Source organism: Ruminococcus gauvreauii (assembly GCF_025151995.1).
In the GTDB taxonomy this organism is placed as follows: domain Bacteria; phylum Bacillota; class Clostridia; order Lachnospirales; family Lachnospiraceae; genus Ruminococcus_G; species Ruminococcus_G gauvreauii.
In genome coordinates this window covers 3,328,690-3,343,061 of record NZ_CP102290.1, presented here as the reverse complement: position 1 = coordinate 3,343,061, position 14,372 = coordinate 3,328,690, and the positions used below count along the sequence as shown (strand labels likewise).

15 protein-coding genes and 1 riboswitch are annotated in these 14,372 nt (G+C 48.1%); of the genes, 2 read left to right on the top strand and 13 right to left on the bottom strand.

All coding sequences use genetic code 11. The annotated features are described in order from the left end of the window. Positions 1–39: 39 nt before the first annotated feature. A complete protein-coding gene (locus NQ502_RS15800; protein WP_028527428.1) occupies positions 40–675 on the bottom strand; it encodes an ATP-binding protein in 636 nt (211 codons plus the stop codon). A 95-nt stretch (positions 676–770) separates the two neighbouring features. Between NQ502_RS15800 and NQ502_RS15795 the strand changes: the two genes are divergently transcribed. Beyond that, complete coding sequence (locus NQ502_RS15795; RefSeq protein WP_028527429.1) at positions 771–1,445, top strand: Crp/Fnr family transcriptional regulator; 675 nt, start codon at positions 771–773, stop codon at positions 1,443–1,445. A gap of 15 nt (positions 1,446–1,460) precedes the next feature. On the opposite strand, the gene NQ502_RS15790 is transcribed toward NQ502_RS15795, so the two are convergent. From NQ502_RS15790 to NQ502_RS15750, 9 genes are all read right to left on the bottom strand, one after another. Continuing rightward, entirely contained in the window at positions 1,461–2,120 is a 660-nt protein-coding gene (locus NQ502_RS15790) for an energy-coupled thiamine transporter ThiT (RefSeq protein WP_028527430.1), read from the bottom strand. Between the two features lie 38 nt (positions 2,121–2,158). After that, positions 2,159–2,259: riboswitch (TPP riboswitch) on the bottom strand. A 63-nt stretch (positions 2,260–2,322) separates the two neighbouring features. Further along, on the bottom strand, positions 2,323–2,571 hold the full coding sequence (locus NQ502_RS15785; protein ID WP_028527431.1) for a DUF3781 domain-containing protein: 249 nt from the start codon (positions 2,569–2,571) through the stop codon (positions 2,323–2,325). A 50-nt stretch (positions 2,572–2,621) separates the two neighbouring features. Further along, positions 2,622–4,865, bottom strand: a complete 2,244-nt coding sequence (locus tag NQ502_RS15780) for an ATP-binding cassette domain-containing protein (RefSeq protein ID WP_028527432.1) — start codon at positions 4,863–4,865, stop codon at positions 2,622–2,624. Between the two features lie 389 nt (positions 4,866–5,254). After that, positions 5,255–5,575: a hypothetical protein gene (locus NQ502_RS15775; RefSeq protein WP_028527433.1), complete on the bottom strand. Its 321-nt coding sequence runs from the start codon at positions 5,573–5,575 to the stop codon at positions 5,255–5,257. Between the two features lie 57 nt (positions 5,576–5,632). Beyond that, positions 5,633–6,403, bottom strand: a complete 771-nt coding sequence (locus NQ502_RS15770) for an SDR family NAD(P)-dependent oxidoreductase (protein ID WP_028527434.1) — start codon at positions 6,401–6,403, stop codon at positions 5,633–5,635. Positions 6,404–6,451: 48 nt separating this feature from the next. Further along, positions 6,452–6,967 carry a YjbQ family protein gene (locus NQ502_RS15765; protein WP_028527435.1) on the bottom strand — a complete coding sequence of 172 codons (516 nt, stop codon included), beginning with the start codon at positions 6,965–6,967 and terminating at the stop codon, positions 6,452–6,454. After that, the gene (locus NQ502_RS15760) at positions 6,964–7,674 is read right to left on the bottom strand and encodes a triose-phosphate isomerase (RefSeq protein WP_028527436.1); all 711 of its coding nucleotides are present in this window, start codon (positions 7,672–7,674) and stop codon (positions 6,964–6,966) included. Before NQ502_RS15760 ends, NQ502_RS15765 begins: the two co-directional genes overlap by 4 nt. Before the next feature lie 27 nt (positions 7,675–7,701). Next, positions 7,702–8,535 (bottom strand): class II fructose-bisphosphate aldolase, encoded by an 834-nt coding sequence (locus tag NQ502_RS15755; RefSeq protein WP_028527437.1) that lies wholly within the window; start codon positions 8,533–8,535, stop codon positions 7,702–7,704. A 1-nt stretch (position 8,536) separates the two neighbouring features. Further along, positions 8,537–9,658, bottom strand: a complete 1,122-nt coding sequence (locus NQ502_RS15750) for a uroporphyrinogen decarboxylase family protein (protein WP_028527438.1) — start codon at positions 9,656–9,658, stop codon at positions 8,537–8,539. Positions 9,659–9,812: 154 nt separating this feature from the next. On the opposite strand from NQ502_RS15750, the gene NQ502_RS15745 reads away from it, so the two are divergent. Beyond that, positions 9,813–10,766 (top strand): sugar-binding transcriptional regulator, encoded by a 954-nt coding sequence (locus NQ502_RS15745; protein ID WP_028527439.1) that lies wholly within the window; start codon positions 9,813–9,815, stop codon positions 10,764–10,766. Positions 10,767–10,821: 55 nt separating this feature from the next. On the opposite strand, the gene NQ502_RS15740 is transcribed toward NQ502_RS15745, so the two are convergent. The 3 genes from NQ502_RS15740 to ptsP are packed head-to-tail and all read right to left on the bottom strand — an operon-like array spanning position 10,822 to position 14,368. Next, the gene (locus NQ502_RS15740) at positions 10,822–12,351 is read right to left on the bottom strand and encodes an FGGY-family carbohydrate kinase (protein ID WP_028527440.1); all 1,530 of its coding nucleotides are present in this window, start codon (positions 12,349–12,351) and stop codon (positions 10,822–10,824) included. 5 nt (positions 12,352–12,356) lie between these two features. Beyond that, positions 12,357–12,629, bottom strand: coding sequence for an HPr family phosphocarrier protein (locus NQ502_RS15735; protein ID WP_028527441.1), 273 nt, complete (start codon positions 12,627–12,629; stop codon positions 12,357–12,359). 11 nt (positions 12,630–12,640) lie between these two features. Further along, positions 12,641–14,368: a phosphoenolpyruvate--protein phosphotransferase gene (gene ptsP, locus NQ502_RS15730; RefSeq protein ID WP_049898014.1), complete on the bottom strand. Its 1,728-nt coding sequence runs from the start codon at positions 14,366–14,368 to the stop codon at positions 12,641–12,643. Between the last annotated feature and the right edge of the window lie 4 nt (positions 14,369–14,372).

Genomic DNA, 14,372 nt, shown 5'->3' with positions numbered 1-14,372 from the left:
ATAGAATCTCCTCTCTTCTTCTCATATTGTAATTCTTATTTATCCTAAGACACGCCCATCTTTAGAAATGGTAACCGTCTGCCATGGAATACGTTTTCCGCTGTTTTCAAGCGCTGTCACCGCAGCATGTTCGATACCGGAACAGCACGGAACTTCCATCCGGACCACCGTCACGCTTCTGATTTGGTTCTGACTGATGATTTCCGTCAGCTTATCACTGTAATCGGTTTCATCAAGCTTTGGACATCCGACCAGCGTTACTCTGCCGCGCATAAATTCCCGGTGAAAATCCCCGTATGCATATGCTGTACAGTCAGCTGCGATCAACAGGTCTGCTCCCGCAAGAAAAGGAGCATTTGCGGCCACCAGCTTTATCTGCACCGGCCATTGTCCAAGCTCGGACGCCGCCGCGGGCACGGGCTGTCGGACCGCCATCTTTTGCTTCTGGTTGGCAGCGACAGCCTCCTTGTCGTAATCGGCCGCCTCACGCTCTGTGAAATGTATCGCATCGACCGGACAGGCGGGAAGACAATCGCCCAGACCGTCACAGTAGTCATCCCGCAGCAGCCTCGCTTTTCCATCCGTGATCCCTATCGCACCCTCGTGACAGGCATCCGCACACAGGCCGCATCCATTACATTTTTCTTCATCTATCTGGATAATTCTTCGAACCATTTTGTTTTCCTCCCGTCTGTTATCTTGACTTTATGGGTACAGTATAATAGAATCATTCCAACAAGTATGTTGTTAAAACAACAAAGGAGTGAAAAATGGATTATATTTTTTTATCAAAGACTTTACTGTTTCGAGGGGATTCTCCTGAAGAGATCAAGATTATATTAGACTGTCTGGGCTGTGAACAAAAAACGTTTAAAAGAGGTGAAGCCATCTACCGCTCCGGTGACGTTGTTCAGTCTCTCGGCATCGTGCTGTCAGGCCGGGTGCAGATTGAAAATGATGATCTGTGGGGAAATAAAAGTATTCTGGACAGCGTTGGGCCAGGCCAGGTATTTGCAGAGACGTATGCCTGTGTCCCGGGTGAACCGCTGATGGTGAGTGTGATTGCCGCCGAAGCATCTGAAATCTTATTTTTAAATATCGGACGTGTGCTGAAGACCTGTCCCAACGCCTGTCAGCACCACAGCAGGCTGGTCAGCAACCTGCTCACCATCTCTGCCCGGAAAAATCTGAACCTGTCACGCCGTATTTTCCACACATCATCGAAATCCATCCGGGGCAGACTGATGTCCTATCTGTCATTTCAGGCTGCCCGCCACGGATGTTTTGAATTTACCATACCGTTTAACCGTCAGCAGCTTGCGGACTATCTGAGTGTCGACCGCAGTGCCATGTCCAATGAACTGAGTAAAATGCAGAGAGAGGGACTCCTGACTGCTGACAAGAATCGTTTCTGTCTCAAAGAAGACATCGTGAATAGTTTTTAAAACAAAAATTATTGATTAATTGATCGCCATCTCTTTTACCCGTGCCAGGGCTTTGCTGACAGACGGAATCAGCAGGATCACGATTGTCAGTATCCCCTCTGCAAATATGTATGCGGCATTATATACCAGTGAATACGACAGTGCACCCCATCCTGCCCACGCATATTCCCCGAAAAACAGCCATCCGGAGAGAACCGAGAATACATAGCGTCCCAGGATACCGATGAGATACCCCTTCAGCAGCCCCCGCCTGGACTTTGCAAAGAGTCCGGAGAGTCCAAATGCACCGAAAGCAAGCAGATAGTCGACAATGATCTGTATCGGAAACAGAATATAGGGTCCCAGCAGAAACTGCAGCACGCCATAGGCTGTCGCGCTTAAAAGCCCGGCCCCCAGACCGTAAAAATATCCCGGCAGGCAGATAAACAGCATGCTGCAAAGCGTCACCGCACCGCCGAACGGGAATTCATAGACCTTCAGCATGGACAACACGGATGCCAGAGCAACCGACATGGCACAGAACACCAGCTGACGTGCATTCATGTGTTTTCTTTTTCCTCTGCCAGCAATAACCGAAGCCAGGATCAGCAAAGCAGCCAGCAGTATCCCTACAGCCGCGTATCCCCCTGACGTGAGCGTATATCCATCCTCTGAAGCATTAACAAAAAATGACATCAAAAAAACCTCCTTAGACAGAATTCAGGAGGGTTCTACTGATTATTACACTGCTTCCTTACGCCGGTATGGTCCGGATCAAGTAGTGAGGGTCAACACGTATGGTTCTCTCAGCCCGAAGGCTCCCCTAGCTGAATACTGTATGTTATTCTTTTCTGATTATAGCATCTGACCTGAGAATGTCAATAGAAGATGCATCTTTTCATTTCGCAGCATGTGCCGTGATAATGGTATAACTATATGCGTTTACCGTGATGATGTAGCCGTCCGTTCTCACATACCAGTTTTTCCCGTTTCTTGTGATAACAGCATTGGGAGAATTGATTTTTATTTTGCACCATTCGACCACATTCTCTGTATCTAAAGACAGATTCCTTTTTATTCTCGCCACACCCAATTCTGTTGTGTGCAGTCTGTCCAGCTTTTTCAGCAATTCATAATCTTCATTCATTCTTAATCTACCACCATTCCTTTGTCCAAACTCTGTTTTTCTTTGCTGTCTCACCGTTCACACGAGGCCCTAAGGCTATCGGCGGTCAGCGTGTTTGCGTTTCTCACCATATCGATCGGGGTTCCTGCAAATACCACCTCGCCCCCATTTTTGCCTCCGTCCGGTCCGATGTCGATAATCCAATCCGCCTGTTTCATCACGTCAAGATTGTGTTCGATCACCACCAGGGTGTTATCACGGGACACGATCATATCGAACAGCTCCATCAGATTCTGGATATCAGACATGTGCAGGCCGGTGGTTGGCTCGTCCATCACAATAATTTTGCCCCTCTTCCCCAGTTTCTTCGCCAGCTTGATCCTCTGGCGTTCGCCGCCGGACAGCGTGCCAAGCGGCTGTCCCAGTGTCAGATAGGATAGACCCACCTGCTTCATCACCTTCAGCCGTCTTCTGATTCCGGCATCCTCGAACACTTCCAGCGCCTGTGAAGCAGTCAGGCTCAAAAGCTCCACAATATTTTTTCCTTTGTAGGTACAGGCGAGTGCCTCCTGATTATAACGCAGTCCCCCGCAGGTCTCGCACTCTGTCACAATCGGGTCCATGAAAGCAAGTTCTGTCACGATAACCCCCTTGCCGCCGCACACCGGGCATGCACCTGTGGAATTGAAGCTGAACAGGCCGTCCGGCTTTCCGCTCTCCCGCGCCAGCAGTTTCCGTATTTCATCAAAAAAGCCGAGGTAGGATGCAGGCGTGGAGCGGTTTGTCGCCGTGATGGGGCCCTGGTCCACCATCACAATATCGCTTTCATACTGGCTGGCAAACACTTCGGAGATCAGCGTGCTCTTTCCCGAACCGGCCACGCCGGTCACAACGGTCATAATCCCAAGTGGGATGTCCACGTCTACATGTTTCAGGTTATGGAGGCAGGCATTTCGGACGGGCAGCATGCCCGCCGGCTGTCGGGGATTTGGCTTCAGCGGCATTTTCTGCCGCATTGCCCTGCCTGTAAGGGTATCGGCTTTCAGCAGCTTTTGATAACTGCCCGCAAACACGATCTCCCCGCCGCTCTGCCCCGCCAGAGGCCCCACATCAATTACATAGTCCGCGATAGAGATGACATCTTTGTCGTGCTCCACCACAAGTACCGTATTGCCCTTGTCACGAAGCTGTCTTAGCAGATGATTCATGCGGTAGACATCACGTGGATGCATACCGGCGCTGGGTTCATCAAAGATATAGGTCAGCCCCGTCAAACTGCTGCCCATGTACCGGACCAGCTTCAGACGCTGTGCCTCACCGCCGGACAGTGAAGGAGTTTCCCGGTTCAGATGCAGGTACGGCAGGCCGATCTCTATCATCCTGTCCAACCCCTCTATCATCGTCTGTATCAGAACCCCCACCGTCTGATCTGATATCTGTGACAGAACTTCACGAAGCTGCGTCAGCTCCATCCCGCACATATCCGCGATGGAATATCCCCCAATCCTGCAGTTCAGCACCGTATCATTCAGGCGCTTTCCGCGGCAGTCGGTACACTCGACCTCTGAAATCAGATTTTGTGACCTATCCTGAGTATGCCTGCTCTTGCTGCTGATATCACGGTTCAGAAGAGTCTTTGTATATTTATGAAACAGACCGGTCACTTTCGGATTTTCCGGCTCACCCCTGCCGTCACGCGAACCATACAGAAGCAGATTGTATTCCTCCCCGGTATACTCCCGGACCGGCTTGTCCAGGTCGAACAGCCCGGATCCGGCATACTGCTTCCAGTACCAGGAGCCGGGCCGGAACAGGGAATCCTTCACGCAGCCTTCCTTCCAGGACTTATCCGGTTCTATGATGGCTTCCACGTCAACTTTAACAATCTTCCCAAGACCGGAACATGTTTTGCACATCCCTGCCGGGTCATTAAAGGAAAAGCAGGATGCCGTCCCCACATACGGCTTTCCGATTCTGGAAAACAAAAGCCGCAGGCTCGAATACAGACCGCTGATCGTTCCCACTGTGGAACGGGAGTTGCCTCCCAGAGGAGACTGGTCCACCACGACGGACGCCGTCAGATTGTCAATACGCTCGGCGGCGGGCTTAGGATATTTGGGCAGCCTGGCCCGTACGAACGCCGGATAGGTGGCGTTCATCTGCCGCTGTGACTCGGCGGCGATGGTATCAAATACAATACTGGATTTGCCGGAACCCGACACGCCGGTAAACACTGTTATTTTTTCCCTGGGGATCCTGAAACTGACGTGCTTTAAATTATTTTGAGTCAGCCCCTGCACTAGAATATCTGCCATCTGTTTATACCTCATTTCGTTTGCTGTTCCTATCATACCACATGCTGATATGCCATTCATGATAGTTTTTGCTTTTTTTGGATATAGAGATATAAAATGCACTATGGTATAACGTGAGAACCGCAAAGACGCTGCGTGGGGGAAGATATGCCGTTTTCACTCACCGCGGCACCTTGGCAAATCTGTTCAAAACTTATCAGTACATTTAAAGTAGCATCTTTTGCTGCCCCGGCCAATGAAGTTGAAATTTATATTCCGGTAAAGTAAAGATCGCGAAATAATAACAAAGGTGTAAATCCCATACTTCAACATTGAGATTTGTAGCTTTGTTGATTGTTCCTTCAATATCACTTGCAATTAATTCATAATATGGCGTATCCGCTGATCAATCAGCGATCCGCCAGAATTTCCATAATTGTTCCGTCCATAATGATAAACGCAAATTTCAGATCCGGACCAAAGTCTGTCGGCGGAAAGATTACCTCATCTGCATCATTCAGATATTTATCCATATCATCCACCTTATAAGCAATATGTGGATTTCTGTGCATTACTTCCGGGAACGGCGTCCCTTCCTCAAATTTAAGATATTCGATCTTGAAATCGTGACAATTGATGTCTGTCATCCATAGTTTCAGTTCATTATTATAGATCATATCTGGTTTTTTGTTCGTTACGGGAATTCCCACGTGTAAGTATTCTGCTGCCATAAATCATACCTCCAATATTTTTATATGTATTTGCCTGACCGGGTCTGCTCCCCCTGTTTACAGTAACGTGTAACCTCCGTCAACGACGATCTCTGCTCCCGTCACATAGGAAGAGGCATCGCTGCCCAGATAAATGATCGTTCCCGCCAGCTCATAAGGATCTGCAAAACGGCCCATCGGCACTCTTTCAAGCCAGATTGGATGACAGTCTACCCACTGTTTTGCCATTTCTGTCATGTGGTATCCCGGACTCACACAGTTCACACGCACGTTATGAGGAGCCAGCTCACACGCCAGTGCTTTGGTAAAGGAGAGTACGGCACCTTTCGATGCAGCATAGTGTGTGACTTTCTGCGGCACATTATAGATGTGCGCGGACATCGAACACATGTTGATGATGGAGCCTTTTCCTTTTGTAATCATGAGCTTTGCAGCCTCCTGACAGCAATAGATGACTCCGTTTGTATTCACATTCATGATCTCCTGAATCTGTTCCGGTGTCAATTCCACACAGTCTGTGGCAATGTTTGCAATCCCGGCATTATTGAACAGGATATCCAGTGTACCGAATTTCTCGTCAACCGCTGCAAATAAAGCCTTCACTTCATCCGGATTCTCCACGTGGCATGCCAGTCCCAGTGTCACTGCACCTGTTTCCTGTGCTGCTTCCCTGGCAGCTTTTTCTGCTGATTCCAGCGTTGTTGCCGTATAGACTACCGTTGCCCCCGCTTCACACAGACCTTTTGCCACCGCATTTCCGATGCCTCTCGATGAACCGGTCACCATTGCAATTTTTCCGCTTAAATTAAATCTGTCTAAATACCCCATGTTTTCCTCCTTTTGACGGATTACTTCCGACTGTTTGATGTTTTTATGCTACTCACCCATAACCAGCACATGGCAGTTGCGGGTTCTTACACGGTTCTGATCCCAGTCAATAAAGTATATATAGCCGACCGTACCTGTTTTCAGCTTTCCGTTTTCCAGGATAAAAGACTCACTGGCTCCAAATAAAGAGCCGCGGATATGAGCATCTCCATTTAAGATCGTTCTGGGATCCTTCGGATAGTTGGGATCTTCCAGGTTCATCAGAAAGTCCAGATGTTTCGGACCCGGATAACGGTAATCCGTATCTTCCGTCAGTTCCCTTGGAATGATCCGATCCAATATCCTGTTCAGATCGACCTGTAAAAATTCATCTCCGTTAAAGTCGGTATCGTGTACAAATTCTTCGAAAATAACAGAGCAGGTGGTGTGCTGGGACTGCACAACACATAAGCCATTCTGAACGCCGCTTTTTTCTATGATTTCATTTACTTCTTTTCTGATATTATGATATGAGGGACGCATCCCGTTAGATGTCACATGAATGGTATCCATAAATATGTTCAAATCGTTTTCCTCCCGATATCTTCTTTGGCTTTTCCCATTGCCTCCATCATTTCCGCCAGGGCTGCAAAAGGATCTTTCGCTGCCACGATGCCGCTGGTCGCCCCGGTTCCGTCAGCTCCCAATACAATCGCCCGATATACATCTTTTGCCGTACTGATTCCTGCTGCCTGCAAAACCAGCGTGTCGGGGGACAGTGCTTTCACTGCCTCATTTGTGTCTTTCATAAATTTTTCGTCGCTTACCTGCCCCGTTCCGATAAGACTGGTCGGCTCACAGACCATGATATCAGGGTGCAGTTTTGCAATCGCCATAGCCTCTTCCACGGTATCCGCACATACGATCGTCAATATCCCCAATTCATCGCCGCGTGCCATAGCCTTCGCCAGCTGGCTGAGTGTAAGGGGGCATTCTGCATGGTTTAAGAACACGGCCTGTATCCCTGCGTTCACCAGTGCATCCGGCAGCACATGGCCCATTCCTCTTCCCGGAAGCAGTCCATCCATATGCTGTGCGGTCACGATCAGCCGCTTTGTCTCTTTCCTGACCAGGGCAAGATCCACGAGCTGTCCCGTAAAAAACACATCAATATCATATTGCCCGGCCAGTTCGTCTGCATATTTTGCAAGCGCCAGACTCTCCTGACCATATAAATATGATTTTGGATTTACCACAAAAAATGGTGTCCTTACCTTTCTTTTCTTTTCCATAGATTCCTCCAGACTGATATTAAACAGTTACTTATCCCCTGAAAATATATGATAATAGTGTTCCAGCACACTTCCCATCTTTGCATTTACCGCCTTCTTCAAAGCCAGGTAGTCCTTTGGCTGCTCTTCCCGGATTCCGTCCATACCTGCCAGCAGGAAATCCGTGAAAATATTGATCTTGGAGATTCCCTCTGCTGCACATCGGTGCAGATTATCATCCCCTGATCCTGATCCTCCATGCAGTACAAGCGGAATCGGCAGTTTATCCGAGATTTCATGAAGGCGTTCGAAATTCAGCACCGGACTCACATCTTTATAGACCCCATGAGCAGTCCCGATCGATACGGCCAGAGAATCCACTCCTGTTTGTTCTGCAAACGCCATTGCTTCCTCTGCTGTTGTATAGACAGAGTCCGAATGCTCGTAATCCTTATAGTTGCTGCCCTGTCCCACGTGTCCGATCTCCGCCTCCACTGTGACATTTCTTTCATGGGCATATATGGCGACTTCTTTCGTGATGCGGACATTCTCTTCGAAGCTGCATTGCGAAGCGTCTATCATGACCGACGTAAACCCTGCGTCAACGGCCCTTTTCACATACTCCACATCTTCCCCATGATCCAGATGCAGTACTACCGGTACTTCTGCATTCTCTGCGAGCAGTTTGCCGATCACCGCCGCTTCCTCCAGGGAAATGATATCCTTCAATACCTGCGCAAAAGAAAGAATGACCGGACGTTTCATTTTCTGTGCCACCTGAACGAAGACTCTTGCAGAATCCAGATCCACAAAGTTTGGTCCCGGAACGGCATACCGCCCTTTTTTTGCCTCCTGCAGGATTTCTTTAGAATTTACTAACATTTTAATACCTCCCGTACTCTCTTCCTACCTCATACATCCTGAAAAAGTTCTCGATGGGAACATCTGTCTGAAAGTGATTGGAGGGCGACAGGTAGTATCCGCCGTTTTTGCCAAAGGCATCGATTCTCTTCTTCACATCTGCCTCAACATCTGCCAGCGTTCCTGTCATAGCATATTGGATATCTACACCTCCATGGAAGATTATTTTATCTCCGAATTCCTTTTTCAGTTCAGCCGAATCCATTCCTTTGGCCGCAGGCTGAAGTGCACTTTGAACATCCACCCCCATCTCCACGAAATACGGCATCAGCTGTTTCACGCTGCCGCAGCTGTGTAAAAATATTTTTATATGAGGATATTTTTCTTTTATGGCACCAAACAGTCGTTTATGAGGCTCCAGCATAAATTCACGGAAGATTTCAGGAGAGATAAAAGGTGCAGTCTGTGTTCCAAAATCCGAGGAAAATTCCAGCCACTCAATATACGGTGCGATCGGTTCCAGATAGTACAGATTCAGCTCCAACAGTTTATCCGTTACTTTCCCGATCAGCTTCTGTGCAAATTCCGGCTCCATATAGAAATCCATCAGGAATTCCTCTGTTCCTCTCAAGTACTGACACAGCTCGAAGATCGTCCCTGAAGTTGCAGAAGTTGCCGTAATCGCGTAATCCGTATTGTTGTACCAGTCCTCTGCCCGTTCCTTCAGTCCTCTTATCCTGCCCTCATCCGGTATCACCGGCCAGGGATAGCTGTCCAGATCCTCAATCTCTGCCTCGGCAAGCGGATGATAGTTGAGCATGGCATATCCATCAATCACCTTCCTCCCGACACCCCATTCATCGATGATATTTTCATTTTCATCTTTATAGCTTTTGTAATAATCCGGCTTACCAATATTAATATGCCGAAAATCAGAACCGATCATATCACTGATCCTGTAATCTTCATATTCGGATGTGGACCCCGGACGGATTCTTTCTCCCAATTCCTCAAAATTCAGATGCTTTGCCAGGTTTAAATAAAATTCTGTGGTGAGTCTGCTGTCCGTTCCCCACAGATCCATGGGAACTCTGTCGGGTATCTCTCCGTTTAATACCGCACGCACTCGTTCTCTGCTGGTCATTTTCTATTCCTCCTTTAATTATGATCTCTATTTTTTTCTTACTGTAATCATAATGGAAAGTTGAACATTTTTCAATATATTTTCATTATTATATTGCACATTTGTTCATTTTCTTGTATAATAATCATAAATTAAATGGAAGGGGGACCGAGTCGTGGATCAGGGACAGAAACGTAAAGATATCACAAAGGTTGCCAAATTATACTACTATGGAAATATGACGCAGGATGAGATAGCACAAATGATGGGAATTTCACGCCCCAAGGTATCACGCATGCTGGCTGCCGCTCATCAATACAATATTGTGCACATCGAGATCAGAGACCCGCTGTTTTCCAACACAGAAGTGGCCGAGAAGATCCGCAGTCATTTTGATCTGAAAAAAGTTGTCGTAGTACCGACGGGACAAAATCCCAGTGATGCCAAAGATAATATCGGTAAAGCCGCTTCCGAGTACCTGAATTCCTGTATTGTCAACGGTATGAAGATCGGTATATCATGGGGAACAACACTGAATGCTTTTGTTAATCGTTTCCAGTGCGCAAAAGCATTTCCCGATGCCAATGTCATCCAGCTCGTCGGCGCCTCCTACAGCCAGAGCATGCACATGGACGGCAGGGAACTGGTAAAAACACTGGCAAGAAAGCTGAACTGCCAGTACAGCCTGCTCCAGGCCCCCATGCTTGTACACAACCCAACCCTGTTGGAGCTCTTTATGGAGGAGCCAGAGACCATCGATCACTTTAATCTGCTGAAAAAGCTGGATATCGCTTTCGTAGGCCTCGGATCCTCCAATTATAAAAACAGCGTTGTATACAAAGCAAAATACCTGGATGCATCTGAAGCCAAAAAGCTTTCACAGATGGAATTATGCGATATCTGCGGCCATCAGATCGATATTGACGGAAAGGAACCGGAAACAATACTCTCCAACCGCCTGATCAGCATTCCGCTGAACAGCCTCGCACAGATTCCCATGGTGATGGGGCTGTGTGCAGGCAATGACAAAACACGTTCCATCATCTCCGCTATCCACGGCGGATATCTGAATGGTCTGATCATTGATGAGATCGCCGCCATCTCTTTACTGGAAGCTGAAAAACTCTGATCGGATTTATCAATAAGAATACGGGGCGGACCTGTCAGTGGTCCGCCCCGTATTCTTATTTCTGCATTGCGTCGATATGACGGAAGACTCCTCCTTCATCCAACGCCTGATAAGCCCTGCAGTAAGCCGCGTAGAGCTCTTCGTACTTTAATCCATTTTCCTTATCCGGCTCATAGCGTTTATTCACTTTGACCATGCGCTGCACGCCGTCCTGGAATGACCGGAAGATTCCGGATCCAACCCCTGCACAGATGGCAGCCCCCAATGCGGCCGCATCATTTACCTTCAGTGTTTCACAGGGCACCTGATACATATCTGCCTGAATCTGGTTCCAGACTTCGGACTTTGTAGCGCCCCCTACGATTCGCACCACCTTAAATTCAATATCGTCCGTCTGTATGCTTTTTATAATATCCTTTTGCTCTAACGTGATACCTTCCACACACGCCCTTGCCATACAACTGCGGTCGTGGCCAAGCGTCAGGCCCAGAAAGCACCCTTTTGCCTCATTATTCCATCTCGGTGCCGCACTGCCTGCAAAATACGGCAGCATCAATAATCCTTTTGCTCCGACCGGTGTTTCCTGGATCATTTTGTTCAGTACCTCATACACCTGATCTCCTGCCTGAAAATGTTCGTACGCCGCAATTTCATCCCGAAACCAGCGAAAAACACCTGCAGCGGCATTTTGCAGGCCCTCAAAGGTCCACTTTCCGTGAACCGCATGGTGGGTCACCATCGCCTGTCCTTTCGGATCCCGGTAGCAGGTGTCGAGCAATGCCGTCGCCAGTCCTCCCGTTCCGATGGAAACCGACATCATACCCTTTTCCACGATTCCGGCTCCGATGGCCGCACTGTTCTGATCCCCAAGGCCCACACAGATCTTCACGCCCTCCGGAAGTCCGGTACGCATGCTGACTGCCTTTGTGATCTCTCCGGCCAAAGTACCGGAAGGCTTTACCTCCGGCAGCATCCGTATATCGATGTCAAATGCCTCCAGAAGTTCTTCGCTGTATCGAAAATACCGGTTATCCCACACGCCCCAGAAACCTGCCTCTGATTCGTCACTGTAATATTCATCGACACCCAGTGCCCTCAAAACAACATCCTGCAGCTGAGCGATTTTTTTGGTTTTTTCCCATACGTCCCTGTCATTTTTCCGTATATACAAAATTTTCGGAAGGATCCATGTGGCACAAAGCGGAAGCCCTGTTATCTCATAGAATCTTTCTTTGCCTGCTTTCTGCTCGATCTCTTCCACTTCCCTGACCGCACGGTTATCCTGCCACGATATCATTTTAATCGGTTTTCCCTGCTCGTCCAGAAATACGACACTGCTTCTCTGGGCAGAAACACTGACACCGGATATCTCATATTTCGTCGTGTCAATGCCTGCAGCAGATTTTTGGCAGCAGTAATAGACAGCCTCGATCAGTTCACTGCAGTCCTGTTCCACCCAGTTCGGATGCGGATAGCTGCACTCATATTCCCGGTATGCACTCGCTAAAATATTTCCCTGCAGATCAAATACGATAACCTTGGTACCGGTAGTCCCTACATCAATTCCCATCAAGCATTTTTCCATAGACGTTATCCCTCGCTAAATCCGCTTTCTATCAGGCAGACCAGTGAATCCACTGCCTGCTGCTCATCTTCGCCGTCTCCTGTGATCTCAACCTGTGTGTCTTTTGTCAGTGCCAGGGCCAGCAGCATAATAATAGATTTTGCATTTGCTGATTTCCCCGTGCTTGTGTTTTTAATATGCAAGTCACACTTAAACTTTGATGCTGCTCCGATAAATTCCGAAGCCGGTCTGGCATGCAGACCCGTTTGATTGACGATCGTCACTGTTTTTGAATACATGGCAACCTCCCTTACCTTCTGTCATTATAATTTCTGGATTTTTTTAAATACTGTTCTGCATCCTGAGCAGTTGTAAATTTCACGATCTGCTCTCCCTGCTTTTTACACTCACTCATTTCAAGACCAGAGATCAGTTTCTTGACTTCTCCCAATACTGCCATTCCCATACTTATCTTTTGAATCCCAAGACCCAGCAGAACTGGAACCGCAAGCATGTCTCCGCCCAGTTCACCGCATACGCTCACATCTTTTCCTTCTCGCCTGAACGCCTCCGCCACATGCCCGATCAGCCGGAACATCGCCGGATGATACGTCTGGTAATACGCAGCCACATCGGGATTCAGCCGGTCAACAGCCATAAGATACTGGCAAAGATCGTTGGTACCGATGCTTGCAAAATCCACCTCTTTTGCAGCCTCCGCCGCCATAATGGCAATCGACGGTATCTCAACCATAATGCCGATCCTCACATCCTGTGAATACGGCAGTTTTTCTTCGTCCAGTTCTCTTTTTACTTCCGCTGCCACCGCTTTGGCCCTTCGGATATCATCTAAACCTGCGACCATCGGAAACATGATACTTAGTTTACCATGAATGGAAGCCCGATAGGCAGCCTTTAACTGAGTTTTGAATAATTCTTGTCTGGAGAAGCACAGCCGGATAGCCCGAAGCCCGAGAAATGGATTCTCTTCCTTCGGCATCTCCACGCATGAAGCCTGCTTGTCGCCTCCGATATCCAGAGTGCGCAGGATGACCTCTTTTCCGCTGAATGCTGAAAGTACTTTCTTATAAACCTGATATTGTTCCTCTTCACCGGGCATCTGTTCCCGGTCCATATACAGAAATTCAGTGCGGAACAGACCCACACCGTCTGTAAATGCCGCGTTTCCCAGTTCTTCATCATTTGCAGAACCAATATTCAGTCCGACTTTGATTCGCTCACCGTCCTTCGTCTTCGGTATCATCGTCCTGTACGTTTTCATTTCCTCCAGCGTACACTGATACTTTTCACGCTCCTCGCGATACAGGCTGACCTCTTCGTCAGACGGCTGTGTTATGATCACGCCATTTGCTGCATCCACAATGACTGTTTCCGTTTCGTTTACCTGTTCCATAAGCTCCGTCACCCCAAGAACTGCAGGTATTCCATAGCTCCTGGCAAGTATTGCAGAATGTGATGTGGCTCCCCCGGCTTCCGTTGCGATGGCCAGTACCATCTCTCTGTCTAAAGATGCCGTATCAGACGGCAATAAATCTTTCGCACACAGGATTACCGGACTTTTAAGTTCTGAAAGACTGGTCTGCGCCTTGCCCTGTGAGATCCTCAGCAGCCTGTTCTTTACGTCCTGGATATCTTTGCAGCGCTCTTTCATGAGCTCATCTTCAATCTGCGATAAGATCTCAGAATACTTATCGTAAATCCGGCAGACTGCATGATCCAGATTACTGTACTCCCTGGAAATCAGATTCTCAATTTCCTCTTCCATTGCTATATCATATAAAATGTCCTTATGGGCATCAAATATTTTCTTTTTTTCCTCCTGCTCCTCTCCCATACGCTCCTGGAGCAGCTGCAGTTCTCCTCTGGCAGTCTCCCTGCAGGCATGATATTTCTGTATTGTTTCCTCCACCTGCTCCGGTGATATATAAGTCTCGTCTATCCGAAGCTCCAACGGCTTGTATAAAAAAACCTCGCCTACGGCAATCCCTTTTGATACGCCCTTCCCCTTCAGCAGCATAACA

Bases quoted from the DNA above. Each gene is read 5' to 3' on its own strand.
- NQ502_RS15800 (WP_028527428.1), bottom strand. From the start codon at position 675: ATGGTTCGAAGAATTATCCAGATAGATGAAGAAAAATGTAATGGATGC.
- NQ502_RS15795 (WP_028527429.1), top strand. From the start codon at position 771: ATGGATTATATTTTTTTATCAAAGACTTTACTGTTTCGAGGGGATTCT.
- NQ502_RS15790 (WP_028527430.1), bottom strand. From the start codon at position 2,120: ATGTCATTTTTTGTTAATGCTTCAGAGGATGGATATACGCTCACGTCA.
- NQ502_RS15785 (WP_028527431.1), bottom strand. From the start codon at position 2,571: ATGAATGAAGATTATGAATTGCTGAAAAAGCTGGACAGACTGCACACA.
- NQ502_RS15780 (WP_028527432.1), bottom strand. From the start codon at position 4,865: ATGGCAGATATTCTAGTGCAGGGGCTGACTCAAAATAATTTAAAGCAC.
- NQ502_RS15775 (WP_028527433.1), bottom strand. From the start codon at position 5,575: ATGGCAGCAGAATACTTACACGTGGGAATTCCCGTAACGAACAAAAAA.
- NQ502_RS15770 (WP_028527434.1), bottom strand. From the start codon at position 6,403: ATGGGGTATTTAGACAGATTTAATTTAAGCGGAAAAATTGCAATGGTG.
- NQ502_RS15760 (WP_028527436.1), bottom strand. From the start codon at position 7,674: ATGGAAAAGAAAAGAAAGGTAAGGACACCATTTTTTGTGGTAAATCCA.
- NQ502_RS15755 (WP_028527437.1), bottom strand. From the start codon at position 8,535: ATGTTAGTAAATTCTAAAGAAATCCTGCAGGAGGCAAAAAAAGGGCGG.
- NQ502_RS15750 (WP_028527438.1), bottom strand. From the start codon at position 9,658: ATGACCAGCAGAGAACGAGTGCGTGCGGTATTAAACGGAGAGATACCC.
- NQ502_RS15740 (WP_028527440.1), bottom strand. From the start codon at position 12,351: ATGGAAAAATGCTTGATGGGAATTGATGTAGGGACTACCGGTACCAAG.
- NQ502_RS15735 (WP_028527441.1), bottom strand. From the start codon at position 12,629: ATGTATTCAAAAACAGTGACGATCGTCAATCAAACGGGTCTGCATGCC.
- ptsP (WP_049898014.1), bottom strand. From the start codon at position 14,368: ATGCTGCTGAAGGGGAAGGGCGTATCAAAAGGGATTGCCGTAGGCGAG.